The sequence below is a fragment of the Actinopolyspora sabaoui genome, from assembly GCF_051225635.1.
Lineage (GTDB): Bacteria > Actinomycetota > Actinomycetes > Mycobacteriales > Pseudonocardiaceae > Actinopolyspora.
Genome location: NZ_JBMIHH010000012.1, coordinates 135,824 through 162,141, shown reverse-complemented (window position 1 = coordinate 162,141; position 26,318 = coordinate 135,824). Strand labels below are relative to the sequence as shown.

Genomic DNA, 26,318 nt, shown 5'->3' with positions numbered 1-26,318 from the left:
GACTCACCGTTTCCCGTGATTCCCAGCCCGGCCCCGCCGTGCTGACAACAACCACTCTAAACCCCCACCACACCACCCCACACACCCACCCCCACCAACCACCAAAACACCAGGTGAACACGGGGTTATCCGGGCTGTTCGTCCAACTCCGGAACGAAAAGGACGGAAAGCTCGTGCAACGTCGACTCGACGCCGGAGTGCACTATTCCCACCATGCCCATCTCGACGGCCGCGGCAACGTTGCGCGCTTCGTCGTCGAGAAAGACGCACTGCTCGGCGGACAGTCCCACCTGTCCGAGCACGTGCCGAAAGCTCGCGGCAGCGGGCTTCCGAACCCCGGTTTCGGCCGAAACGGCCACGAGATCGAACAACCGGTCGCAGTCGATCGTCGTAGGGCGACTGTCCCCGTTCGACAACAAAGCGATGGCCACGTCACGAGCGCGAAGCCACTCCAGCGCCCGTACCACCGGCGCCGTCTCCGATCCGGAATCGACAGCCCGTCCCGACGAACGCTCACCGAAGTCGTCCAGGACCCCACCGAAATCGACCACGAGAGCCGACAAAGTCATTCCGACAACCTAACTCGCGACCACTCGAACGGCCGAGCTCATCCCATCGGGTGGTTGCCCGGTTCGGAGTGAACGTGCGGCGGGGACGAGTCACTCCTATTCCGTGAAACAGCCGGAAGGGAGAGCACCGTCATGCGCGAGGGAACCGCCGCACTCGCCGGGAACGAGGACCGTACCCCGCCGTCCTACTCGGCATCGGCACTGGCTCAAGGCGCGGCCAGAAGCATGGTGGAGGTATTGACCGGGCGAAGGCCGCTCCACCAGATACGCCGGTGGTTGAGCAGACCGGTGGCCGGTCTGCTGACGACCCTCACTCGGTGCGAAACCCCGCTGGACTTCCGTACCCGGATGAACTCGGTGCACGCCTGCCCCACCAACTCCAGCACCGTGGAGGTCTGCGTGATCATCCACGAACCGAACCGGCACCGCGCCATGACGCTCCGCCTGGAACGACTGGACGCCGGGTGGTGGTGCACCCTGCTCAAGCTGATGTAACTCCAGGAGGTGCGTGTGGACGGCCACTCGGGACGGGGTCCCACTCGAGGAACAGTGGGATCCCGTCCACTCGAGCATCAGGTCGGCGAAGTTCGGGGAACCTCGCTCAGCGCTTCTTGCCCTTCTTTGACTCGGCCCGGGCGGCGGCTCGGCGTTCCCGCCTCGTGCCCTGCTGCTCCGAAGCGGAGTCCTCGGACTCGCCGTCGCTCGTCTCGACCCCGCCGTTCTCCGACGGCCCCGAGTAACTGAGCTGCTGCCCCGACCTTCCGGCACCGTTCCCACGCAGGGCAGCCGGAACCTGCGACTGCTCCTCCTGCTGCGAACCCAGCTGGCTCAACGCCGGTCCCGCGGCCCGGGACTTCTTGCCACGCTTGGAGCTGGGCTGGGCTGCCTGCCCGTTCTCGGCCGCGGCACCGTCACCGCCGGAGCTCTGGCTGACCGAAACCGGCACCGACGGTTCCGCGGGCTCCTCCGGCTCGGCGGCCTCGACGTGGACGTTGAACAGGTAACCGACGGACTCCTCCTTGAGTGCTTCCAACATGGCGTTGAACATGTCGAAGCCCTCACGCCGGTATTCGAGCAGCGGATCCCGCTGTGCCATCGCACGCAGCCCGATACCTTCCTTGAGGTAATCCATCTCGTAGAGGTGCTCACGCCACTTGCGGTCCAGCACGCTGAGTACGACACGGCGTTCGAGCTCGCGCATGCCGCCTTCGCCGACCATCTCCTCGATCTCGGCTTCCCGCGCGTCATAGGCACGCTTGGCGTCGGCGAGTACCGCGTCGTTCACCTTCTTGCTGCTGAGGTCGCCGTCCTCCTCGGCGATGTCCTCCCAGTGGATCGAGATCGGGTAGAGGGTCTTGAGAGCGGTCCAGAGCTGCGGGAGATCCCAATCCTCCGAATATCCTTCGGAGGTCGCCCCCTTCACGTAGGCGCTGATCACGTCCTCGATCATGTGCTCGACCTGCTCGCGCAGATCCTCGCCTTCCAGCACCCGCCTGCGTTCGGTGTAGATCACCGAGCGCTGCTGGTTGAGCACCTCGTCGTACTTGAGGACGTTCTTGCGGATCTCCATGTTCTGTTGTTCGACCTGGGTCTGAGCGCTGCGGATGGCCCTGGTGACCATCTTGTGCTCGATCGGAACGTCGTCGGGGACCTTCAGGCGGGTCATGACGGTCTCGACCATGTTGGCGTTGAAGCGGCGCATCAACTCGTCACCGAGGGAGAGGTAGAACCGCGACTCGCCCGGGTCGCCCTGACGTCCGGAGCGACCACGCAGCTGGTTGTCGATCCGGCGCGACTCGTGCCGTTCGGTGCCGAGCACGTACAGGCCGCCCGCCTCGCGCACCTCGTCGGCCTCGGACTCGGCCTGCTCCTTGATCTTGTCGACCACCGCGGGCCACTCGGCCTCGTACTCCTCCCGGTTGTCGACCGGGTCGAGCCCCCGCTTTCGCAGTTCGCTGTCGGCCAGGTGATCGACGTTGCCGCCGAGCACGATGTCGGTACCACGACCGGCCATGTTGGTGGCCACGGTCACCGCTCCCCTGCGGCCCGCCTCGGCGATGATTCCCGCTTCGGACTCGTGGTGCTTGGCGTTGAGCACGCTGTGGGGAACACCGCGTTTGGTGAGCAGCTTCGCCAGGTACTCGGAGCGATCGACGCTGGTCGTGCCGACCAGCACCGGCTGTCCGTTGCCGTGCCGTTCCTCGATGTCCTCGGCGACGGCGGCGAACTTGGCCTCCTCGCTCTTGTAGATCAGGTCGGCCTGGTCCTGCCGGATCATCGGCTCGTTGGTGGGAATCGAGACCACACCGAGCTTGTAGGTGCTCTGGAACTCGGCGGCCTCCGTCTGGGCCGTACCGGTCATACCGGCGAGCTTGTCGTAGAGCCGGAAGTAGTTCTGCAGCGTGATCGTGGCCAGCGTCTGATTCTCGGCCTGGATCTCGACGCCTTCCTTGGCCTCGATCGCCTGGTGCATGCCCTCGTTGTAACGACGCCCGTGCAGCACGCGCCCGGTGAACTCGTCGACGATGGCCACTTCACCGTTGCGAACGATGTAGTCCTTGTCCCTGCGGTAGAGTTCCTTGGCCTTGAGCGCGTTGTTGAGGTATCCGACCAGCGGGGTGTTCGCGGCTTCGTAGAGGTTGTCGATCCCGAGCTGATCCTCGATGATGTCGACGCCTTCCTCGGTGACGCCGATGGTGCGCTTGCGCTCGTCCACCTCGTAGTGCTCGTCACGGGTCAGCATCGGAGCCAGACGCGCGAACTCCTGGTACCAGCGAGAGGACTGGTCGGCGGGACCGGAGATGATCAACGGGGTCCTGGCCTCGTCGATGAGGATCGAGTCGACCTCGTCGACGATCGCGAAGTTGTGGTCGCGCTGGACGCACTCGGCCAGACTCCAGGCCATGTTGTCGCGAAGGTAGTCGAAGCCGAACTCGTTGTTGGTGCCGTAGATGACGTCGCAGTTGTAGGCGTCCCTACGCTGCTCGGGCGACATGTCGGCCGTGATCGCGGCGACTTCCATCCCGAGGAACCGATATATTCGGCCCATCCACTCCGAGTCACGTTTGGCCAGGTAGTCGTTGACCGTGATGACGTGGACGCTGTGGCCCGTGATCGCGTTGAGATAGCCGGGCAACACGCAGGTGAGCGTCTTGCCCTCACCGGTTTTCATCTCGGATATCTGCCCGAAGTGCAGCGCGGCACCGCCCATGAGCTGAACGTCGAAATGCCGATTGCCGAGCGTTCGCCTGGCACCCTCACGAGCGACCGCGAAGGCCTCGGGCAGGAGCTTGTCCAGCTGCTCGCCGTCGGCGTAACGGCCCTTGAACTCATCGGTCTTGGCCCGCAGCTCGTCATCGGACAGCGCGACCGTGTCGTCTTCGAGCTCGTTGATGTGCGCCGCGATGGAACGCAGACGCTTGAGCATCTTACCTTCGCCAGCGCGGAGCAGTCGGGACAGGACCATCCGGTCGACCTCACTTGCTGATCGTGACGCGCCCGTCACGGACGCTTTACGGCCATAGTATTAGAAGCCCACCTCCGCACGGTTCGCTCAGGCACCGTAGACCGATGCTCACTGCTCGAACACCGGAAGTGGCCACGGAGCACGAACGTTTCCGGCACGCACGTGTGTTCCCGCCACACCCGATCGTGCGGTGGCAGGGGGAAGCTGGCCGCCCGTGGGCCGCGTCGAACCACAGACGTGGCCGTCCCCGCGCACCACGGTACGCGGTGGACGACCACGATGGTTATGGTCCGTACCAAATCGGTACGGCTGGAGTAGCCGCGGGGACCACCCGGGTCAGGCCAGTCTGATCACTCCGTAGTCGAATCCCTTGCGGCGGTAAACCACGCTGGGCTTGTCGGCTTCCGCGTCGAAGAACAGGTAGAAGTCGTGTCCCACCAACTCCATCTCGTAGAGGGCCTGGTCCACGGTCATCGGGGTGGCGGGGTGCTCCTTCTCGCGGACGATTCGACCGGGTTCGTAGTCGCTGCTTTCCTCACGCTGTTGCGGGAATCCGGCGCCCGCTGGAGGTTCGGTCGTCCGGGAAGCCCGCTGGTTGCTCACGGCGCTGTCGCTCACGGTGCTGTTCCCCTCCGCACTGTCGTTTCGCAGCTGATCGGCCGGCGGTTCCAGGAGTGTCGTACGTGTGCGGCCGCCGGTCGTCCCCCCTGCACCGGCGACGGCGACCGGACGGTCCGCCATCGCGGCGGTTGCCTGCGCCACCGAACGGGGGTTTCGCCGGCCGTAGTGCACCTTCCGGCGGTCGTGCATCTTGCGTAGCCGGTTCTCCAGCTTCGTCGACGCGGCATCCAGGGCGGCGTAGAAATCGACCGCGCTGGCCTCTGCTCGTACCGCAGGTCCGCGTCCCTTGAGAGTGATCTCGACCCGCTGGCAGTTCTTCGCCTGGCGTGGATTACGCTCGTGCCGGAGCTCCACGTCGGCCCGCATGGCCTTCCTGTCGTAGCGGTCGAGGCGGCTCAGCTTCTCGTCGACGTGCTGCTGGTAATGCGTGGGCACCTCGACGTTGCGGCCCTTGACGACGATGTCCATTCACGACCTCCGTTGCTCAGCGTGCTTCCGTGAACGACGATCACGGCGACACCGGAGTGAGCGTGCTCAGCTCGTTTCCGGCGTCAGGGTCATCACTGCCTCACCTCATTCCACTGCCGGAAAACGGCTTGATGGGAACGCACGTTAGCTCGCGTTGCGGAATTGTGACACCCCCCGAGTCGAGTGAAGTCAATCGGACACCCTGAGTAATTGACGTGGCCCCGGGTTCGCAATGACACACCTCCGCCCGGCGCTGGGCCGGTCCCGACGACAGCAGTAGCACGGCCGTGTCCCGTGCTCGCCCTTTCGGACCTGTACCCGGACGTCCGCACCGTGCCCGCGCCGGGCGGTGCGGTCATCCGCGTATACCCGCCAAACGCGCGAGACAAACCATCGGTTCCCGGCGAGCCGAAATCGGGTTCGCCTCGCGGGACTCGCGGGTGGGCAACGGAGTACTCCGGAAGCCGGAACGGGTACGGGGCCGGTCAGGACTCCCGACAGGCGCTCGCCAGCACCAGCACGGCCACCACCGGGAGTCCGAGCTCGGACAGGGCTCGTCGGCAGTTGAGCACCGTGGCACCGGTGGTGAGCACGTCGTCGAGCAGCAGCACGGGAGTACCGGGCGGGGGCAGGCGGCCAGGGCGCGGCAGTACCCCACCACGCAGGTTCTCGAAGCGCGGCCCGCTTCCCAACCCCACCGAGTCGCGCACTCGCGGACTCAACCGAAGGCAGTCGGCCGTGCGCACGCCGGGCAACCTCCGCTCCGCACGGCGGGCGAGCCGCGCCAGGTGCGCTCTACCCCTGCGCCGCACGGCCGCGGCCCTGGAAGGGGCGGGCACCAGCCGAAGCGAGTCGGTTTCGGTGATCGAGGCGGATGTGGCGAGCACCGTCCGGACGGCGGTGGCCACGTGCTCTCCCAGCGGTCTCTCCAGGTCACGACGGCCGCCCTCCTTGTAGGCCAGCAGCGTCGTACGCACCCGACCGCGGTAACGGGCCAACGTGTGAATCGACGGTTCACGGGACAACGCGGGAGGACGGATCACGCGCGGCTCGTGGAACCACCTGTCGCACTCGGCGCACAGCACGGCCCCGGCGAGACCGCAGCCCGCACAGCGCAATGGCAACAGCAGATCCATCAGCCCCGACGGAACGATCGAGCGGGAGTATCGATCGAATGACACGCCGACGAGGTTGACTCGCGTGTGGGCCGGTGCCGGGCACTCCGTCACCCGCGGGTCGGCGTGTCGGCTTCACACGATCTCAGGACACCCCGGAACGCCCGCGCTCGAAACCCGCTGACCGGAAGCGCACGGAAAAGTCCGCTCGATCACCCGGGTAACTCGATCAGCCGGGATAGAAGGGGATCGAAGTCCCCTTGATCGGGATCTCCCACAGCACTTCCCAGTAATCGGACAGATCCTTGGCCTGCCAGAGGTAGGACTCGTCGGCGACTATGACCCGTTGGTCCGGCCCCACGGTCACCAGTTTGGGGTTGCGCAGGTTGGAGGGCCGGTAGGAGTCCCAGTTGAAACCGTCGACCGAGACCCTGACCGCGGGCTGACCGTCCCTGCCGGTGATGGCCACCAGCGAGTCGCCGGTGAGCCAGTCGACCCCCTTGATCTCGGAGTCCCCGGTGCCTCCGCTCAGCGTCACGGGCTGTTGCAGCGACACCTCCGAATCACCGCCCGCTATACCCGCGACGACTATTCGACCGTCGACGACGGCGGCGAGCCGGGTACCGCCTCGGGAGATCCGCAGGGCTTCGATCTTCCCCTCACCGGGGAACTCGCTCGCGTCGATCCGGCTGACCGACCAGGAACCGTTCTCGTCCCGGGTCGCCCGCATCACCCGTTCACCGTCGACGACGGTCCAGAATTCGGAGTCACTGCGCCAGGTGGGTCTGCTCATGAAACTGCCTCGAATATCGAGTCTCCGCAGTTCACCGCCGTACGCCCCCACACGCAGCTCGACACCGCTGTCACCGCGGCGCACCACGGCGGACACTCGGGAACCGTCGTCGGAACGAGCGGCGGTGGTAATCCGGTAGCTACCGTTGCCCGCGGGGCCGGGTACCGGAGGGGCGTTCTCACTGAACACCAACAGCCGCTCGTTGACGACCGCGAGCGGTTTCACATCACGGGGGACCTCGTTCTGCTGTTCGTACTCACTCACGTCGGAGGGACGCAGCACCTCGGTGTTCGACAGCAACGAGGCACCGTCACGCTGCAGCTCCACCCGGGCGGTTCGGACACCGCGCAGCGTCAGCACCACCTGGGCGGCGATCAGCCGCTTCTTCTTGCCACTCAGATCACCGAGGTCGCGTAGATTGACGAGCAGCGCACCGTCATTGGTCTCGCTCACGTTGCTCGCCGCGGTGGTGCCCTCCGGTATGGCCGTCTTCATCGACAGGTCGAACCCCTCGGACGGGCCCGACAGCAACAGGCTGACGACCCGCGAGGGCAGTGTGCTCTTCGGGTTCTGCCGCACCCACCGGATGTCGGGGATCACCCCCTCGCGCTGGTGATCCAGGAAGTAGACCGATACGGCCCGGTAGCGGGACTTGAAGGCGCTGCTGGCGACCAGCAGCTTGCGAGGCGGATCGACTATGCGCCACTGCCCGTCGGAACGTTGCCGGACCTTGACCCGCAGACTGAGGTCCTTCTCCTCGGGGACGTAGGACTGATCCTCTCGGAGTTTGCCGAGCTGGTGCACGTCCAGACCGATGATCCGGACGGAATCGGCGGTTTCTGGCTCCGACTTCGGCACGGTGTTGACGCTGTTTACGATGAACCGTTCCGAGGGAACCTGCCACGAGTCGGCCGCCTGCTCGGTCAGGTGCAGCCGGGCCTCCGCATAGTCGTTGGCGGGCTGCGCGGTGGCCTTCAGGAAACTGCGGACGAGGTCCGTGTCGTTGAGGTTCTCGGGTGGTGGCTGGGCCTCGGTGCTTGTTTCGGGAGCCTCCTCGACCTGACGGATCACCTCGGGACTGGTCTCCTCCGGTATCGAGGCGCAACCGGTGAGCGGAACGGACAGCACCAGCAGCAGAGTCACCACTCGGACGAGTCGCCGTCGCAACGTCATGACTGCTCCTGTTCGCCGGGACCGGGGCTACGGGCCGATCCCTGATCGCTTTGGTCAGCCCCCTCGTCGGAGGAGGTGGAACCGTTGTCCGTCGCGTCCCCGGGCACGGCCAGCAACGCCTCGGGCGCGGCGATGCTACGGGTGCTCGGCAGCGACAACGGGCTCGTGTCGACCTGCTCGCCCGAGTCGCGCGGCAGGGTGAGCCGGAAGCAGGACCCCTTGCCGGATTCGCCCCAGGCGTCGAGCCAGCCACCGTGCAGCCGAGCGTCCTCGGCCGCGATGGAGAGTCCGAGCCCCGTCCCGCCGGTCTGCCGGTCCCGCGAGGGGTCGGCTCGCCAGAACCTGGTGAACACGAGTTCGGCCTCACCGGGTCGCAGCCCGACACCGTAGTCGCGCACGGTGACCGCCACCGAGCGGTCGTCCGCGGCGAAGTTGATGTCCACCGGTCTGCCTTCCGCGTGGTCGATGGCGTTGGCGACGAGATTTCGGACGATGCGTTCGACCCGCCGGGCGTCCGCGGGGATGTGAACACCCTCGGCGGGCAAGTCGCCACGCAGCTCGACTCCGCCGGTCCTGGCGATGGGAAGCAGCGAATCCATGACGCGACGCACCAGGTCCGGCACGTCGAGCGATTCGGTGGACAGGTCGGCGACCCCGGCGTCGAGCCGGGATATCTCCAGCAGATCGCCGAGCAACGACTCGAACCTGTCGAGCTCGTCGACGAGCAGTTCGGCGGAGCGCTCCAGCCCGTCCGGCAGGTCGTCGCTGGAGGCGTGCAGCACGTCCGCGGCCATCCGCACGGTGGTCAGCGGAGTACGCAGCTCGTGCGAGACGTCCGAGGTGAAGCGCCGCTGGAGTTGGCCGAACTCTTCGAGCTGCTGAATCTGCTGCTTGAGGCTGTCGGCCATCTCGTTGAACGAGTCCGCGAGCCGGGCCATGTCGTCCTCACCGATGACCCGCATCCGTTCGTCGAGATTGCCCGCGGCCAGCCGCTCGGCGGTGTGGGCGGCCTGCCGGACGGGACGCACCACCTGCCGGGTGACGAGATTGGTGATGGCGCCGAGCAGCACGAGCAGCACCAGACCGCCCACCAGCAGGGTGCTCTGCACCAGTCCCAGCGTCTTGCGCTCCGACTCCAGCGGGAACAGGAAATAGGCCTGCAACGGTCGGGTGGCTGTTCCGGCCGGACTGCCGATGATGAGCATGGTGACCGACTCGCCGTCGCGCCTGACCGTCTCGATCTTGCTCGCCAGATTGTCCTTCTTGACGAGCTTGCGCAGCGATTGCGGAACGCTGTCGATGGGCCCGGCGGAAGGTTGTTCCCCGTTCTCGGTGATGGCTTGACCGTCCACCAGGGCGGGCACGTAGTTCCCGGCGAGCGAGTCGGTCTCGGTCTTGTCGGCGGTGCTGGTGGTCAGCTGGTTCAGCGCGGCTTCCAGCTGCTCTGCGACATCACCCGAATTGGGATCGACCGCCGTCAGCTGGTACTCCAGGCTCGGCAGGTTCTGCTCGACCTGCCGGACCGCGGCGTCCTCCTTGTTCTGGAGCAGTCTGTTGGTGATCTGCGTCTGCAGCACCATCCCCAGTACGAAGACCACGGCCGAGGACAGCGCCAGGGTGCTGACGACGACGCGCAGCTGCATCGAGCGGCGCCAAGTCGATTCGAACCAGTGCCAGCGCCCGCGGACGTCCTCCCGGAAACGGGCCGCGAAGGAGCGCTCGGCGTCAGCACGAGGCTGCTCACCGTTCACCCCGCCCGTCCTGCCGCGTCGAGACGATCATCGTGTTCGGCGATCATGGCGGCCCGGCCTTGTACCCGACGCCCCGAACCGTCAGCACGACCTCCGGGTGCTCCGGGTCCTTCTCGATCTTCGACCGAAGTCGCTGCACGTGTACGTTGACCAACCGGGTGTCGGCCGCGTGCCGATAGCCCCACACCTGCTCCAGTAACACCTCGCGGGTGAAGACCTGACGGGGCTTGCGCGCGAGCGCGACCAGCAGGTCGAACTCCAACGGCGTCAGCGAGATCGGAACTCCGTCGCGCGTGACCTCGTGCCCGGGAACGTCGACCGTAAGGTCACCGATGGAGAGCACCTCGGCGGGTTCCGCCTCCGTGCGGCGCAGCCGCACCCGCAGCCGGGCCACCAGCTCCTTCGGTTTGAACGGTTTGACGATGTAGTCGTCGGCACCGGACTCCAGCCCGAGGACGACGTCCACGGTGTCGCTCTTCGCGGTGAGCATGACGACGGGAACCATCGACTCGGCGCGAATGGCCTTGCACACGTCGATGCCGTTCATGCCCGGCAACATCAGGTCGAGCAACACCAGATCGGGTTTGAGTTCACGCAGCGCGGGCATCGCCTTGGTGCCGTCGTTGACGACGGCGGTATCGAACCCCTCACCGCGGAGTACGATGGTCAGCATCTCCGCCAGGGCAGGGTCGTCGTCCACCACGAGCACGCGTGACTTCATGCCCCACATGGTTGCACTTTGCACCACGGGGGCAAGCACCACCCGGTATTCATCACCGCAGGTCGTCGGATCATTGCCCAGCGCGAGGGCTATGGTACCGCCAAACGGAGCACTACGGTGGAGTAGGTTACGCGACCACGCGGTCGGCCAATCCCACCGGATCCGTGGTGGCGGCGTCGTCCACCACGTGCCAGGGGGACCACCACGACATCTCGGCGAGTTCCAGATAAACCGCCGCGCAACGGTCCTGCAGTCCCGAGTCCGACTCGAATCTGTCCCTGCCGTCCGTCGTGCCGGAGCGCTCCCTGCGTTCGGCCCGGTCCGCGGCGACCTCACTGGGAACACGGAGCAGGATCTGCAGTTCCGGTTCCGGTAGCCCGAATCGGGTGACCTCGAGCTGGTACGCCCAGGAGACGAACTCGCCGTCGGCGTGCTGCCACAACCGGGCTGCCCCATAGGCGGCGTTGGATGCCACGTAGCGGTCGAGCAACAGCACGTCGTGTTCGGCGAGCCGCGCTCGCAGCCACTCCGCGGCGCGCTGTCGATCCAGTGCGTAGAGCACGGCCATGCCGTACACGGACTCGGCCAGGTCGCCGTGCGCGCCCCGCAACGCCTCGGCGACGAGATCGGCGTGCACGTCCTGGCCGTAGCGCGGAAAGGCGGCGCGGCCCACCGACAGCCCCCGGGCCGTCAACTCGCCGCTCAACGCGTCGGCCAGCGTCTGTTTCCCCGCGCCGTCCAGCCCTTCGATCACGATCAGTCGCCCCATGGTGCGAACCCTACGCAGTCCCGCCCCCGTGACGGCGACCGCGTGGGCAACCCGGTCGTGAACCTCTTGGGGGCCGCGGGAGAGTAGCGGTGAAAGGATTCCGGGAGGACGGTCGCGACAAGACCGTCGAGAAGAGACAATCGAACCGGGAGAATCAGCTCCCCCAGGAACGAGTCGGGAACCGTTCGTCCGTCGTGAATGGACTCGCCAACCCCGCGAGACACGCGGACGACGCCCGAGCCGCACCGACCCACAGGAGGAACAGTGCACGTACCCGGGCCGGACACTCGCGTGGTCGAGCTGCGGGTACACGGCGTCCTTGGGACGGAACCTCGAGACTTGACGGACTCGGTGGCCTCGGTGGACGTGGCCGGGGACGGCACGGGACGAATCGTCAGCCCCGCAGACCGACTGCTGCGTCCGATCCCGGGGCCCGACCTCACCGCGGGAGAACGAACCGTTCCCCGCTCGGTCGAGGGCTACGTCTGGGGCAGCATGACGTCCGGGCGCGGCAAAGCCCTGTGGGCATTGCTGTTCCCGTTCGCACTGGCGAACCTGGCGCACTGGATGCTGCCCCCGGTCAACCGGGCCTGCCGCTGGTCACGCTCGCTGGGAGCACTGCTCCGCGCGGGACTGCGGCTGGCCGGGCTGCTGCTGACGATGCTGTTCACCGCGCAGCTGACCGTACTGAGCCTGGATCTGGTGGCGGCCCAGTGCCTGCGTGCGGGGAGTGGATGTCTGAGCGCCGTCCCCGACGGAGTTCGTGCGTTCGAACCGCTGCGTTCGATCCCCGCTCTGCTTCTCGTGGTGGGGGCCGTGTTCGGCATGTACCGCCTGTCCGCGATGTCCTGGCAGGTGCGGAACCCGAGCGGTTCCGGGAACGGGCACAGCGCGCAGGCACCGAGACTGCCCGGCGCCGGAGTGGTGCGCGATCCGAGCACCCCCGCCCTGCGGACACTGCACGCGGCGGCCGCGCTGGGCACGACGGTGCTACTGGCTCTCGGCGGACCGGCCGCCGCCACGGATCCACGCTGGTTGGCGGCAGCGGCCGTAACCGCGCTGTGCGTGCTGGGAACGTTGCTGTTGGACGATCCGACCGGTTCGGGGGAGTCCGAGAGCGGTTTCCGGCGATTCGTACCCCCCTGGCTGGGGCGCTATGCGCAAATCCTACTGCTGGGCACGAGTGGGCTACTGATACTGCTCACAGCGCTCTTCCCGGCACACCTGTCCGGCCCGCTTCCCGGCTCGGGTCCGGTGACCGACTCGTTGACTCTCGGCCTGCTGGCGCTGTGCGGCTGTGTCGGGGCGGTGCTGCTACCGGCCGCGTTGCTGGCTCGTCGCTCGTGGCGTCGTCTTCCGTCGAGGCTGCGCCCGTGGGCCGGCGGCTGGTTCGCCGCCCCGGTACTGCTGATCGCGTGCCTGCTCGGGGCCGGTTTCGGCGCGGGTCTGACGCTGAGTGCGCGCCAAGCGCTCGGCGCGGAGCTGCTGCTGCCTGCTGCCTACGACACCGTGACGCTGTTGTGGGGCGCGGCGACGGCCGCGCTCGTACTCGCGGGGCTCGTCGTGGTGCCGTGGGCGTGGTTGCGCTGGTGGCGCGCGATCAGTACGGCCGGGGTTTCCCCCGAGGTCGAGCTGCTGCACGCCGGACGCCCCGCGGACCAACGCAGCGCCGAACGCGCGTGGAAATGGGCCGAGCTGCAGCGCAGCCACGGGCATCGGCTGGTGCTGATGCTGGCGGGCTCCTTGGCGGTGGGAACGGTCCTGGCGCTGGTGCTGCGCCTCGGGGGGCCCGAACCTCCCTTCTGGGGGCGTTGGTTGTTGCTGTTGGGTGTGGGCGCACTCGCGACCCTGGCGGCCACGCTGCTGCGGATGGTTCATCTGGCGGTGCGGCGTCCGAACGCTGGGCGGCAGTTGAGTCTGCTGTGCGATCTGACGCTGTTCTGGCCGCGGGATTCTCATCCGATCGTGCCACCGTGCTACGCGTTGAAGGTGATCCCCGAACTGGTCGACCGGGCGTGTGAGCACCTGGCGGACCCGAACACCCGCGTCGTGTTGTCCGGTCACAGCCAGGGCAGCCTGCTCGTCTCCGTAGCCGCGGCCAGGTTGCTCGGCAGACTCGATGAGCACGACCACGAACGGGTCGGCCTGCTCACGGCCGGTTCACAGTTGCAGTGGGCTTACGCTCGCGGGTTTCCCGGTTTTCTCGGCCACGAGGCGCAGCGCTCCCTTGCGGGCTCGCTGGGCGGACAGTGGCGTTCACTGTGTCGCGGGACTGACCCGATCGGTGGTGCGGTCGGCACGTGGAACCGGCAGGTCCACGACGGCAAGTTGCTGGGGGTGGGCTTCCGCCCGGACGGCAGCGAGGGGCCGCTGCCCGCCGCCGCACGCGGTCCCACGGGTGCGTTGGTACTCGGCAACGATCACTGGTTGCCCGATCCGCAGCGCGGACCGTTCGAACATCGGCGTTGGACAGCCGGGCTGTTGCGGCACTCCGAGTACAGCGGGGACCCCGAATGGGACAGAGCCGTGTCGATGGCGGCGGCCCTGGAGGTTCCGGCGCGTGGCACGAACCTCCCGCTGCGTACGACGATGGTCGACCCGGCGGGAAGCTCCCGGAACGGCAAGAGCACTCGCGCGGACACTTCCGAGGGGCACGCGGCGAGCCGCCCCACCGGTGGGTGGTCGATGAAGGCGAACCCGCACCCCGTCACGGCTGGGGAAACCACCAGGCGGGAAGAAAGGATCGCCACCGTGGCCACCGAACCTCCGGTGGAGGAAGACCTGGGTGGGCAGGAGGCTCACACCGCCGAGACCACCGGAGCCGAACAGCCCGCTCGGCTCCCGCACGCCGACCCTCCGCAGATCATCGATCTGCCCGGGATGACGCCGCCCTGGGAACGCGGCCCCGCCCTGCGTCCGTCGAGCCAGTGAGCCGCGCTCGTCGATCAGCGGTCCGATCGCGGAGCGATTATTGCTACGCGGTGCTCACGCCCCGCGTAGATTTCGCGAGAACCCGCGTAGATTTCGCGAGAAATTGACGCCCCAGTGCGGCGGTGTGGCCCCAGCTCCGTCAATTTCCCACGAAATCGCCGGGACGCCAGCGCCGACGAGTAGCCGAGCTCCGCCCACCCCCGCAGGCCGAGCTCCGACCACTTACGCAACCGGCACCGCCGCGGGTTCTCCCGTGCGGCTCTCGCGAGGAAGGCCCGACGTTGTGTAGTAACTACCCGATGTCGGGCCTCCCGGAGCGAGAGCCGTGCGAGAGGTTCCGCCACGGCACCCGCTAAGCAACCGGCACGGCCGAACACCCGAACGTCATTCGGGGAGGTTGTCGGACCTCTCCCGCTGCCCGAGCACCGAGTGAGTACGGCTGTAAAGGGCGTAGATGATCACACCCGCGAGCATCCACACGAGGAACCTGATCCAGGTGAACGCGGTCAGGTTGATCATCAGCCACAGGCAGGCCAGCACCGCCAGGATCGGGACCGCCGGAACCAGCGGCGCGCGGAAGCCACGGGGCAGGTCGGGGCGTTTGCGGCGCAGCACGATCACGCCGACCGAAACCAGGACGAACGCGAACAGAGTACCGATGTTGACCATCTCGGCCAGGCTGGAGAACGAGAAGAACCCGGAAGCGACGAACACCACCACTCCCACCAGCACGGTGGTGCGCACCGGAGTTCCCCGGTGCGGGTCGGTCTTGGCCAGCCCCCGGGGCAGCAGGCCGTCCCTGGCCATGGCGAACAGTACCCTGGTCTGGCCGAGAAGCAGCACCATCACCACGGTTATGAGACCGATCAGCGCTCCCACCGAGATCAGTGTGGCCGCCCAGTTCACACCGTTGACCTCGAAGGCGGTCGCGAGGGTGGCGCTCTGCCCGTCGGGACCGGTCGCCAGTTCGGTGTAGCGCACCATGCCGGTCAGCACGAGTGAGACCCCCACGTACAGCACGGTGGTGATAACCACCGAACCGAGGATGCCGCGCGGCGCGTTGCGCTGCGGATCGCGGGTCTCCTCCGCCGTGGTTGCCACCACGTCGAAGCCGATGAAGGCGAAGAACACCACCGAGGCCCCCGCCAGCAGCCCGTAGATACCGAACGTGCTGGATTCACCGCCGAGCAGCAACGAGAGCAGCGACTGATGCAGGGCGGGACCGCTTTCGGAGGTGGTTTGTCCCTCCGGAACGAACGGGGTGTAGTTGTCCGGTTTGATGTAGGCGATCCCGGCGAGGATGATGAACAGCACCACTCCGACCTTGATGGCCGTGATCACCATGCTGACCCGCGCCGAGAGCTTGGTGCCGGTGATCAGCACCGCGATCAGCACCGCGACGAGCAGCATGGCTCCCCAGTCGAACTGCAGCGGCCCCAGGGGAAGCTTGGTGTCCAGCGAAATCCCGATGCCGGACATGACCTGCTGCAGGTAGGACGACCAGCTCTTGGCGACGGCCGAAGCCGCGATGGAGAACTCCAGGATCAGGTCCCAGCCGATTATCCAGGCTAAGAACTCGCCGAAGGTGGCGTAGGAGTACGTGTAGGCGCTGCCTGCCACCGGGACGGTGGAGGCGAATTCGGCGTAGCACAGTGCCGCGAGGGCGCAGGCGATCGCGGCGAGCACGAAGGCGAGTGAGACGGCCGGACCGGAGGTGTCACCCGCCACCTGGGCGGTGAGCGTGAAGATCCCCGCACCGATGACCACCGAAACACCGAAAACGATCAGATCCCAGGTACCGAGATTCTTCCGTAGTCTGGTGTCGGGTTCATCGGTGTCCAGGATCGATTGTTCAACCGTTTTGGTCCGCCAGATTCCGTTTCCTGGCAACGCTGCCTCCTCGGATCATGCTTACTGGTGGCACCGCACGATAGCGGGCGCGGGACCGTTGCCGACGGTGGTTGAGAACACAATCTACTAACGAGCCGCCGAATCCGCGCGAATCAGGGAGCGCGGGAGCCGGAAAAGTTGCACGACACCACTAATTGCTCGTGAAAAATACTCTTTTAATGCGATTAGGGCTGCCGCGAGACCGAGTTACCCCCGAAGCGTGATTCGGACGCGCCGCGAGGCGGCAGCCGTGTGGCGCGGCAGCCCGATGTCCGGCCCCGCTGTTCGATGTCCGGCCCGCTGTCGAGAACGGGCCCGAGTTCCGCCCGGTCCGAAACCCCTTCAAACAGCGCCGGGGGCCGCTCGGAACAGCTGCACCCCTTCGCCCGCCTCACCGAGCGGCTGCGCGAGCACGCAGGGGTCCGAAGCAGCGAGCCAGACCGAGTCCCCGCGCGAGAGCTCCAGTTCGCGAGCGTTACCGGAGCCACCGCTGTGGCTGCCGTTCCCGTTGGTGCCGGATCCGGATCCCGCGACGTAAGGGGACAACCTGACCGCGCCCTCGGTGCACAACAGGATCTGGGGCCCGGCGGAGTCGAGCAGGACGCCGGACCGGTCGTCGCGCTGCCATTCCACTCTGGACAATTCGAACTCGTCGGCCTCGGTGCGATAGACCGTCAGATTGGGGTCGCGCCGTTCACCGTTGAGTATTCGCAGTTCGCCGTTCTCGAAGTCGAGAACCCTGAGCAGTTCGGCCACGTCGACGTGTTTGGGAGTCAGCCCGCACCGAAGGATGTTGTCCGAATTGGCCAGTATCTCCACGCCGGTACCGCGCAGATAGGCGTGCAGATTGCCGGGCGCGAGATAGATGGCCTCCCCCGGCCGCAGCACGATTCGGTTCAGCAGCAGACTCGCCAGCACCCCGGCGTCGTTCGGATAGTCCTCGCCCAGTTCGAGAACCGTGCGGCACTCCTCGGTGAACTCGCCCCCGGAACGCACGTGCTCGGCACACGCCCACAACAGATCCGGCATCAACGCACGGAGAGTGTCCTCCGGCAGGGTGATCCACGTGGTGAACAACGCACGCAGCCCGTCCCGATCCGGCTGGTCGGCCAACAGTCGGGTGTGCGCCCGCAGACTCGGCACGTCGAGCTGGTGCAGCAATCGAACGGTGGTTTCGGCGGCACGGAACCCGGCGAGGGCGTGGAACTCGGTCAACGCACAGATCAACTCGGGTTTCGCGGTCGGATCCGGATAGTTGCGGTCGGCGGCACTGCGCGGCACCCCGTCCGCCTCCTCCCGCGCGAACCCGTCGGCCGCCTGTTCGGCGGAGGGGTGGGCCTGCAGGCTCAACGGCTCGTCCGCGGCGAGCACCTTCATCAGGTAGGGCAGCCGATTGCCCCATATGTCGGTACACGCCCGCCCCAGCTGGTGGGCCGGCTCCGCGTCCAACAAGCGCACCAGTGAAATCTCCGATCCGTCCTGACACAGCAACCGCGAGGAATCTCCGGGATGGGCACCCATCCAGAGTTCGGCTTCGGGATGTGGCGCGGGGACGGGACGGCCGAGTAGCTCCGCGATCGCGGTCCGGGACCCCCAAGCATACGGGCGTACCGCGTTGCGCAGTAACTCCACAGTCGTTCTCGCTTCCTCGTCTAACCGCGTTTCCCCGACGGAACCGATACCGCCCGGCGGGAGTACAACGAATGGTGTCCCGCCCGCGCTTCGCAGGAGAGCGCCGGAACCTCCGTGCGAATCGGCCGGGGATACGGGTGCCGGAGCACCCAGGTCCTCAGCGCGCCGCCGAGACCGGTCTGTCGTTCCCGTTCAACGAGTCCGAAATCAGTCCGATGTAGACCGCCGCCATGTCGAACCCGACCGCCAGGGACAGCGAACCACGGACCCTGTCCTCCTCCTGGGACTCGTTCGGGGCGAGTACGTCGGCGCCGGGCAACGCCGCTGTGGCGGTTCGCTCGGTGAACCGTGCCCGTTCCCCGTCGCGGGTGCTCAGCAGCACCACGCGCCACCCCGCCGTGGTCTCCTCCGTTGGGTCGGCGAACAGGTCCGCCTCGGTACCGACCGTGGCGGCGGCGCGGTGCAGCCCCGCGCGATGCACCGCCTGCTGATAGTCGGTGACGTCACACGGTATTCCCGCGTAGCACCCCAGAACGAAGGAACCGTGCTGGGCGACCGCCGTGGACGGCCCGTCCACTCCCCACAGGAGCGGGATGTGGTCGGCCAGCCGCAACGCCAGTGTCTTGGCCGGATTCTCCGAGATCTCGTGCCCGGGGTGGGAACGCTCCGCCTGGTCGTCCAACGAGTCGGCCAACGCGTCGGTGTCGGTCTCGAGCAGCCCCAGCGCCGTGAGAACCCTCACCCCAGCGGTGAAGGCGTGCGCCAGGCCCAACGGTTCGGGCACCGGAATCCTGGGAGGTATCGTTTTCGCCCGTCCCGCCGCGGCGGCCGCCAGGGGGCCCTCGTCCGGGGCGGCGAGAATCACGCTCGCCCCGCGCCTGGTCGCCAGTTCGAGCGACTCGGCCAGCAACGTGTCCCCACCATCGGCCCCGTAGGCGAAGACCACGTCCAACGGGCCGATCCAGGTGGGCATGACGTCGGTGACCACCACGGGAACCGGACAGGAGGAGCCGAGCAGGGCAGCGAGCAGCCGGCACGCGGCCGGCCCGACACCGGATGTGGACAGCAACACCAGAGCACGCGGTTTGTACCCGGCGAGATCATCCACCCCCGCCTCCGAGGCGGCGGAGGACGCCGCGCGAACCTGCGCGCCCCCCAGAGCGGCCATGCGGAGCAGACCTCCGGTGTCCAGCTCGAAGAGTCGCTGCTGGTTCTCGAGGACGCTGTCGTCCAGCACCGTCCTCACCCCTCCCCTGACTCGTCGGGGGCGGCATCGGCTTCCGAGGCGGGGAACGCCTCCTCCAGCAGGAGAACAGGAATTCCCTCCCGAACCGGGAAACCGCGCCCGCAGGAGGTGCAGGTCAGATATTCGGCGTCCGGATCGTCCGGCAGACCGTCCCGCAGCGGCGCGTGTCGGGGGCACGGGCACACCAGGATCTCCCGCAGTCGGGGATCGATCGCCACAGTCACTCTTCCTCCCTGGAATCACACCGCACCATCGGTCGGACGGTCCGCAACCGGCCGAAACACCAAGACACACCGGCGAGGACGCCGCACGACCCGCCGAGAGTGGGCGGGACTACTTCCGCAGTACCGCCAGCACCTCGTCGCGCAACGCGACCATGCTCGCCGAATCGAGACCCTCCACGTTCAGTCGGAGTACCGGCTCGGTGTTGGACGGGCGAAGATTGAACCACGACCCGTCCGACAACTCCACGGTAAGCCCGTCGAGCTCGTCGATACGAGCGCCGTTCCGGTTACGAAAAACCTCGATCACCGCACGCATGCGGGCCGAGGGGTCGTCCACCGTCGAGTTGACCTCTCCGGAAGCCACGTAGCGGGTGTAGCCCGCCATCAGCCCCGCGAGAGGACCGGACTGGCCACCCAGCGCCGCCAACACGTGCAGCGCGGCCAACATCCCCGAATCGGCGCGCCAGAAGTCGCGGAAGTAGTAGTGCGCCGAGTGCTCCCCGCCGAAGATCGCGCCGGTTTCGGCCATGGTCTGCTTGATGAAGGAGTGACCGACCCTGGTGCGGACGGGTTTGCCGCCCTGTTCGGTGACGATCTCGGGCACGGCCTTCGAAGTGATCAAGTTGTGGATGACGGCGGCACCCGGCTCCTTGCCCAGTTCCCGCGTGGCGACCAGAGCGGTGATCGCGCTGGGGGAGACCGGTTCACCCGCCGCGTCGACCACGAAGCACCGGTCGGCGTCGCCGTCGAAGGCCAGTCCCGCGTCCGCGCCGACCTCGCGCACCTTGGCCTGCAGGTCCACGAGGTTGGCGGGCTCCAGCGGATTCGCCTCGTGGTTGGGGAACGTACCGTCGAGTTCGAAGTACATGGGCACGAGTTCGACGGGAAGACCCTCGAAAACGCTGGGAACGGTGTGCCCGGCCATGCCGTTGCCCGCGTCGACGACGATCCGCAGCGGCCGGATCGTCGTCAGGTCGACCAGCCCCCGCAGGTAGTGCGCGTACTCGCCGAGCATGTCGCGCTCGGTAACCGTGCCCTGCGCACCGAGGAACTCGGGCACGCCGTGCCCCACGAGCTCCTTGATCTCGGACAGCCCGCTGTCCTGCCCGACGGGGGCGGCTCCGGCGCGGCACAACTTGATCCCGTTGTACTGGGCCGGGTTGTGGCTGGCGGTGAACATCGCCCCGGGAAGGTCCAGCTGGCCCGAGGCGAAGTAGAGCATGTCGGTGCTGGCCAGACCGATGTGAGTCACATCGATTCCCTGCCCTGCCACTCCCTCGGAGAACGCTGCCGCCAACTCGGGAGAGGAATCCCGCATGTCGTGTCCCACCACCACAGCGGGTCCACCGACCAGTCTCGTGAACGCGGCACCGACTTCGCGGGCCACATCCGTATTCAGATCATCGCCCACCAAACCCCGGATGTCATACGCCTTGACGATCCCCGACAGGTCCCGCACGCTGCACTCTCCCGTAATGACGGCATCCTTTGCCTGCGTGCCGCAGCTTACCCGCGAACGGCTCGGCCGTGGTGTCCGCCGATTGCCACGGGGGTTCGGCGGGAAAGACGGAACGTGGCAGCGAGGGGGTCCCGGGCGCTACTCGTTGCCCGGGTCGGGCAGCGCACGCAGGTGGCCTCGTTTGCTTCCGCCCCCGTGGAGCCCTGGTGGATCGGCCGGTTCGGAACGGCCCGCCTCCCGAACCGCCTCGGCGAGCGCGGTGAGGTCGTCGCCGGAAGGCTGGTCGGCGCTGAACTCACCTTCGTGCCGCACGACGTGCCAACCCTTGGGGACGGTCAACCGAAGGGCGTGTTCCTCGCAGAGGTCGTAGCTGTGGGGTTCGGCATAAGTGGCCAGCGGGCCGACCACAGCGGTCGAATCCGCATAGGCATAGGTCAGCGTCGCTACCGCCGGGTCGGTGCACCCGGTTCGAGAGCAACGCCTCACGCTCCGCACGCCTGGCACCATAGCGCTCTTGTCACGTCGGTACTCGACGGCACGCGGAAAAATCGGCCGGAATAACCCGATGTGGGAACCGACATCCGGCGCTCATCCGGCCACGGCGATCCGTTGCGCTGCATTGATCATCCTGTCGGTGAAGTTGCGCACGCTCGCGAAACTACGCGGACGATTTATCCGAAACGTATCGCATGAACACGTTCGGTAGCTAATGGTACGGGCACGATTCCGTATCCCGTTTCGGGCGGAGTATCCTCACCGCGTGGTGACCACACGGCAGGCTCGACAGCGAACCGGAAAGCGACGGGACCGACGTGGCCGCGGCCTGCGCGGGCCGCTCTACCCGTCCTCGGTCCCTGCCGCCCGGAGCCGCTCGCAGCGCTTCGACGCGCTGGTTCTCGACGCTCTCGAACCGATCGAGCAGCGGTGGCACACCGAACTCACCCAGCTCGACGTGGCGGTCGACGAGGTGCCGGAAGTCGATGTGACCTCCCCCGAGTCCGTGGTGTGGGGCGACGACATGGTCGTGGACTCCAACGTGCCACTGGCGCGACTCGTCCCGGAGAGCACCGATCGCCGCGGCAACCCCACCAGGGCGCGAATAGTGCTGTACCGACGGCCGCTCGAGGCCAGGGCGGGCAACGGCACGGACATGACGGACCTGATACACGACGTGCTCGTGGAGCAGATCGCCAGCTACCTCGGGCTCGATCCCGGAGTGATCGACGGCAACTGACCTGGTTGTGGCTGTGTCGCCTCGGTTTGGCGGGGCGGTTCCGTGGCGGAACCTCTCGCGGGCTCTCGCTGCGGTTCCCCCGACATCGAGTAGGTACTACGCCACGTCGGGGGCGTCCTCGCGAGAGCACCACGAGAGAACCCGCGGTCGGTCCTGCTGCGAGAGTGGTTGGAGTTCGGCTTGCGAGAGGGGTCGGAGTTCGGCTTGCGAGGGTGGTAGGAGCTCGGCCTGCGTCGAAGCGGCGCGGCGATTTCGTGGGAAATTGACGCTGGCTGGGACCCAGCCGTGGTACGGGGATGTCAATTTCGTGGGAAATTGACGGCGACCAGGCAGCGCCGCCTCGCAGGCACGGCGATTTCGCGGGAAATCGACGGCGCCCGAGAAACCGACCCTGTGGCAGGGGGCGCCGCCGCCTCAGCCTTCCGTAGGGTCCTCCCGACGCCATCGACCTCGGCCGGGGAACGCCCCGATCAGCGTGAACAGGATCGCGGCGGCCTGGAACGCGAGCAGACTGGTACGAGGCACGGCGGTGAAACCAATCCTCACCTGGCCCCCCGTCTCGGGCAGCGGCACGGCCACCTGGTCTCCCCACCCCGTGGCGAGCCCCACGCTCGAGCCGTCGATGTACGCCCGCCAACCGGACTCTCGCTGGGCCGCGAGCAGCAGCACCCTGCCGGGACCGCCCTTGGACACCCGAATCGTCACTCGCGGCAACCGGGTGGATATCCCTATCGGTCGGGTTCGGGGGCGCGGCGAGACGTCCTCACGGGCGTTGCGCGCCAGGGCGGGGCCGAGCAACGTCACAGGGGTGTGGGGAAGCAGCACTCGGAACACCCGCTTCCCGTTCGCGGAAGTCCCGGTGGGCGCGACGGTTCGGCCCGAGAGCGCCACGAAGCCGCCCGAGTCGGTGTCACCGGGAATCGCGATGCGCCCCGCTCCCCTGGAGGCGGCAGCGGCCACCCCGGAACGCACCCGCTCCGCCTCACCCGACAGCAGATCGGCCTGAATACGCGAGAGCGCCGCGACGGCGCCGGGAGCGGGCGCCAGCGAAGCACTCCCGAATCGGGGCCGGGGCCGGGGTGTGAGCCTCGGCACTCCGGCGGCGGGCCGGAGGGTCAGCCAGTAGCCGGTGTCGTTTGTCGCGGTCGCCGCCTCGGGAACCGGACGCAGCGGACCGGACCGTGCGGTGAAAAGCGTCCCGAGCGCCAGCGACAGCAGCACCACCACGGCGACCGCTCCCATCGGTCGCCACGAAACCGCCCCTGTGGACCACCGTCGAGGTCCGGCGAGGCACGCCAGCACGACCCAGAGCAGGCCACACGCCGTCAGCAGCAACGCTCCACCCGGCCACCCGACGCTGTCGCTCCCGCCGAGCAGCGATGGTAGGGCGATCCGCGCGAGCAGCAGACTCGCGCCCCAGCCGAAGCAGGCCACCACCAAACCGGGCAACGCGGCACGACCAGGAGCCCGGAACAGCAGCAGCAGCGCCGCGCACACTGGCAGTGCCACGGCGACCCAGCCCCACACGGTGCCGCCGGGGTGCAGGGCCAACAGCGAGAGTCCGGCGGGGTGCTCGGTCACCGGGACGCCGGGACCGTGCCACAACAGCTCCGGATGCCGCAGCGCCACCACCGGCCACGGCAGCAGACAGGCCACGGGAAGCAGCACAAAGGAGGCCAGCCCGGCCAGCCTGCGCACCGCACCCGCGGGCGCGAGGGGAGGGCAGAGGAATCCCAGCACCGCGAGCGACACCAGCAGCACGTACACGCCCGGGGCGAACGCGGCCAGCACTGCCGCCGCGAGCGCGGTGCGGCACGCCGTGCCCAACCAGTTGGGGCGCCCGCCACCGTGCCGCGGTACCAGCCCCAACAACGCGGCGAGTCCCGCCAGCAGCGGCGGAAGCAGTACATGCGTCAGCACCGCGTCGAGACGTCCCTGCACGACACCCGCCATCGCGACCGGAAGCAGCGCGTAGGCGGCGGCGCCCATCGCCAGCCACCCCCGGGAAACCGGAATCGAACGGCCCGCCAGGTAGGCGGCGAGTCCGGCTACCGGCAACTGTGCCAGCAGCAACAGCGCGACCGCCGCGGACGGCCCGCCGAAGGGGACGAGCAGCCCGCCCAGCACACCCAGCACCAGCAGGGTCGGCGGCGCGGGAGCCCCGGTTCCGCCGTGGACGGGATGCCAGGCGGCGAGGTAGCTCGACCACGTCTGCTCGAGTCCCGCGGCGGGCAGCAGCCTGCCACCGTGCAGCTCCGTCCCCAGCCGGGAGGTCTCGGCGAACGGGCCGTGCGCCAGCAGCGCGAGCAGTACCAGTCCGACGAGCAGCACGAGCGGGGGGTTCAGCAGCAGTTCGCGAAGCACTCGGCGACGGTCCACCGGCACGAACAGCAGTTCCGCCGCGGCCGGTGCGGTGTCAGTGGCGCCGTCTCTTGGGGTCGGGGTGGGGCGTGCCGACGCTTCGCTTCCGTCGTCGGACTCCTCCCCCGCACCGGCCTCGATCTCCCGCGTGGTGCCGGAGTGGGAGTCGGGCACGGTGATCACCACCGGATCGGTGGGTCTGCGCAGCCCCATCGCGGAGCGTCTGCGTGCGCCCGGGTGCCCCAGCGCTCCGCTCGGCAACGCGTCCGGTCCGTGCTTGGCGGGATTCGGCACGTCGGGCACGCGGGTGGACGACTCGCTCGCCCGGTCGAGGCCGATCCGGGCGTCGTGCCGCACCCGGTTGCGCACCAACCGGGCGTATCCGCTCAGCACGAGGTCACGCATCCGATCGCCCCTGCCGGTCAGCAGGCTGTCGACCCCGCTGCCCGCAGTGGCGGCTCTGCCGTGGGCGAGTCGCGCGTCACGGAGCCGCAGTTTTCCGGTGAGCAGTCGGCCTCCCACCACGAGCTCCGCGAACGCCTCCGACGGTCGTCCCGACACGAGCCGGGCGAAACCCCGGAGCAGCGCCAGCAGCAGCAGCCGCAGCACGCCGAACCGGTACGCCCGGTTGCCCACATTGGCCAGGTAAGTACGCACCTCCCCCTGGCGCCGAGCGGTGGCGGCGGCGCGGGAGTTCGTACCCTCGTCGCGCGGTTCCCCCCGCTCGCCGGTGCGCGCCGCGACCACGCGCCGCATGCGGGCCTCCGGCACACACAGCACGAGGTGTCCCGCCGTGTTGGTCCGCCAACCCAGGTCCACCTCCGCGCAGCCCGGTGGCAGTCGCTCGTCGAACCCGCCGAGCTCGTCGAAGACTTCGCGCCGCACCAGCACGCACGCCCCGGAGACCGCCAGCACCTCGGACACCTGCAACGCGGTGGCCGCACTGCCCGGGGCGTTGCCGAGCGCCGGATCGAGTCCCGGTGATCGTGGCCCGGTACGCACCCGGCCGGAGGTGTCCATCGACAGTCCCGCGTCGACGATCAGCCGCGGCTCGTCCCGGTCGAGCCCCAGCGGGCCGAGCACGGCCGCCGAGGAATCATTGTCGGCCACCCGCAGCAGCGTGTCCAGGCACTCGGGCTCGGGAGCGGCATCGTCGCGCAGCAGCCACAGCCAGCTACCGGGATCGCCCCAGCGCTGCTCGGCGTGCGCCACGGCGTGGGCCACTGCCGCGCCGAAACCGGTCTCGCTTCCGACGGTGAGCACACCGTCCAGCAGCTCCGAAACCTCGGTGGCGGCACCGTTCACCACAGCACCGTCCGTAGCGGCACCGTCGGCCGCCGAGTTCCCGGGCACCACCTCCGCCGAAAGCGATTCGGCGGTTTCCTCGTCCGAGCCGACCTCCACCGCCAGGAAGTGGCGTGGCGCCGCGGTCAGGCGTCGCAGCGCCGTCAGGACCTCCGGTAACCACTCCGCACCCCTACGACACACCAGTACCGCCAGCACCGGTACCGTGCTCGGGTGGTGCTCACCGCTCGTCTCCCCGGCGGAACGTAATGCGACCACCGTGTCCTCCCGCGTGCCGTGGTCCGATCACCGCACGACGGTAATGGACGAGCACGCGTTCGGGGACATGCACTTACCGACGAGTAGGAATTCGTTACCGCAGCGGACGGCACGCCGGACGATCGAGTTGATCATCGGATGGCGGCGCCCCTCGAGTCGACGGTGCCGAACGAGCGGCTCGGAAACCGGCGACGCAACGGGTTCTCCCGCGTGGGCTCCCGTGCGGACGACCCCGACGTGGGCAGGCGACCACTCGATGTCGGGGCCCCGAGGTGAGAGCCCGCGGGAGGTCCCGCCATCCGATCCATCGACGGCCGAGACCGAATTCTTCG

The 26,318-nt window shown here is 67.9% G+C and carries 18 protein-coding genes; 3 read left to right on the top strand and 15 right to left on the bottom strand.

All coding sequences use genetic code 11. From position 1 onward, the window contains the following. Positions 1 to 125: 125 nt before the first annotated feature. Positions 126 to 569 carry an HAD-IA family hydrolase gene (locus ACOQFL_RS20720; protein ID WP_435545859.1) on the bottom strand — a complete coding sequence of 148 codons (444 nt, stop codon included), beginning with the start codon at positions 567 to 569 and terminating at the stop codon, positions 126 to 128. 132 nt (positions 570 to 701) lie between these two features. Here ACOQFL_RS20720 and ACOQFL_RS20715 point away from each other — a divergent pair, with 132 nt between their 5' ends. Further along, complete coding sequence (locus ACOQFL_RS20715; RefSeq protein WP_435545858.1) at positions 702 to 1,064, top strand: Rv3235 family protein; 363 nt, start codon at positions 702 to 704, stop codon at positions 1,062 to 1,064. Between the two features lie 106 nt (positions 1,065 to 1,170). Here ACOQFL_RS20715 and secA read toward each other — a convergent pair whose 3' ends face one another. The 7 genes from secA to ACOQFL_RS20680 form a co-directional block, all read right to left on the bottom strand. Next, positions 1,171 to 4,035, bottom strand: coding sequence for a preprotein translocase subunit SecA (secA, locus tag ACOQFL_RS20710; RefSeq protein WP_435545857.1), 2,865 nt, complete (start codon positions 4,033 to 4,035; stop codon positions 1,171 to 1,173). Positions 4,036 to 4,371: 336 nt separating this feature from the next. Continuing rightward, the gene (gene hpf, locus ACOQFL_RS20705) at positions 4,372 to 5,124 is read right to left on the bottom strand and encodes a ribosome hibernation-promoting factor, HPF/YfiA family (protein WP_435545856.1); all 753 of its coding nucleotides are present in this window, start codon (positions 5,122 to 5,124) and stop codon (positions 4,372 to 4,374) included. A 485-nt stretch (positions 5,125 to 5,609) separates the two neighbouring features. Continuing rightward, positions 5,610 to 6,305 carry a ComF family protein gene (locus tag ACOQFL_RS20700; protein WP_435545855.1) on the bottom strand — a complete coding sequence of 232 codons (696 nt, stop codon included), beginning with the start codon at positions 6,303 to 6,305 and terminating at the stop codon, positions 5,610 to 5,612. A 163-nt stretch (positions 6,306 to 6,468) separates the two neighbouring features. Further along, positions 6,469 to 8,205 (bottom strand): LpqB family beta-propeller domain-containing protein, encoded by a 1,737-nt coding sequence (locus ACOQFL_RS20695; RefSeq protein ID WP_435545854.1) that lies wholly within the window; start codon positions 8,203 to 8,205, stop codon positions 6,469 to 6,471. Next, on the bottom strand, positions 8,202 to 9,848 hold the full coding sequence (gene mtrB / locus ACOQFL_RS20690) for an MtrAB system histidine kinase MtrB (RefSeq protein WP_435545868.1): 1,647 nt from the start codon (positions 9,846 to 9,848) through the stop codon (positions 8,202 to 8,204). The genes ACOQFL_RS20695 and mtrB overlap by 4 nt, the downstream gene beginning before the upstream one ends. A gap of 151 nt (positions 9,849 to 9,999) precedes the next feature. Further along, positions 10,000 to 10,677, bottom strand: a complete 678-nt coding sequence (gene mtrA, locus ACOQFL_RS20685; protein ID WP_043576314.1) for an MtrAB system response regulator MtrA — start codon at positions 10,675 to 10,677, stop codon at positions 10,000 to 10,002. A 127-nt stretch (positions 10,678 to 10,804) separates the two neighbouring features. After that, the gene (locus ACOQFL_RS20680) at positions 10,805 to 11,446 is read right to left on the bottom strand and encodes a dTMP kinase (protein WP_435545853.1); all 642 of its coding nucleotides are present in this window, start codon (positions 11,444 to 11,446) and stop codon (positions 10,805 to 10,807) included. Positions 11,447 to 11,785: 339 nt separating this feature from the next. Here ACOQFL_RS20680 and ACOQFL_RS20675 point away from each other — a divergent pair, with 339 nt between their 5' ends. Further along, positions 11,786 to 14,377: a hypothetical protein gene (locus ACOQFL_RS20675; RefSeq protein ID WP_435545852.1), complete on the top strand. Its 2,592-nt coding sequence runs from the start codon at positions 11,786 to 11,788 to the stop codon at positions 14,375 to 14,377. Between the two features lie 384 nt (positions 14,378 to 14,761). Here the strand turns inward: ACOQFL_RS20675 and ACOQFL_RS20670 are convergent, their stop codons facing one another. The 6 genes from ACOQFL_RS20670 to ACOQFL_RS20645 all read right to left on the bottom strand — a co-directional run bounded on the left by ACOQFL_RS20670 (position 14,762) and on the right by ACOQFL_RS20645 (position 21,323). Next, a complete protein-coding gene (locus tag ACOQFL_RS20670) occupies positions 14,762 to 16,267 on the bottom strand; it encodes an amino acid permease (RefSeq protein ID WP_435545851.1) in 1,506 nt (501 codons plus the stop codon). A 342-nt stretch (positions 16,268 to 16,609) separates the two neighbouring features. Continuing rightward, positions 16,610 to 17,899, bottom strand: coding sequence for a mannose-6-phosphate isomerase, class I (gene manA / locus ACOQFL_RS20665; RefSeq protein WP_435545850.1), 1,290 nt, complete (start codon positions 17,897 to 17,899; stop codon positions 16,610 to 16,612). A gap of 157 nt (positions 17,900 to 18,056) precedes the next feature. Further along, a complete protein-coding gene (locus ACOQFL_RS20660) occupies positions 18,057 to 19,136 on the bottom strand; it encodes an SIS domain-containing protein (RefSeq protein ID WP_435545849.1) in 1,080 nt (359 codons plus the stop codon). Between the two features lie 5 nt (positions 19,137 to 19,141). Next, a complete protein-coding gene (locus ACOQFL_RS20655) occupies positions 19,142 to 19,369 on the bottom strand; it encodes a Trm112 family protein (protein WP_435545848.1) in 228 nt (75 codons plus the stop codon). A gap of 109 nt (positions 19,370 to 19,478) precedes the next feature. Beyond that, a complete protein-coding gene (locus ACOQFL_RS20650) occupies positions 19,479 to 20,828 on the bottom strand; it encodes a phosphomannomutase/phosphoglucomutase (protein WP_435545847.1) in 1,350 nt (449 codons plus the stop codon). 138 nt (positions 20,829 to 20,966) lie between these two features. Then, positions 20,967 to 21,323, bottom strand: a complete 357-nt coding sequence (locus ACOQFL_RS20645; RefSeq protein WP_435545846.1) for a DUF3499 domain-containing protein — start codon at positions 21,321 to 21,323, stop codon at positions 20,967 to 20,969. 265 nt (positions 21,324 to 21,588) lie between these two features. On the opposite strand from ACOQFL_RS20645, the gene ACOQFL_RS20640 reads away from it, so the two are divergent. Beyond that, complete coding sequence (locus ACOQFL_RS20640) at positions 21,589 to 22,062, top strand: metallopeptidase family protein (RefSeq protein ID WP_435545845.1); 474 nt, start codon at positions 21,589 to 21,591, stop codon at positions 22,060 to 22,062. 414 nt (positions 22,063 to 22,476) lie between these two features. Here the strand turns inward: ACOQFL_RS20640 and ACOQFL_RS20635 are convergent, their stop codons facing one another. After that, entirely contained in the window at positions 22,477 to 25,986 is a 3,510-nt protein-coding gene (locus ACOQFL_RS20635) for a glycosyltransferase family 2 protein (protein WP_435545844.1), read from the bottom strand. Positions 25,987 to 26,318 lie beyond the last annotated feature (332 nt).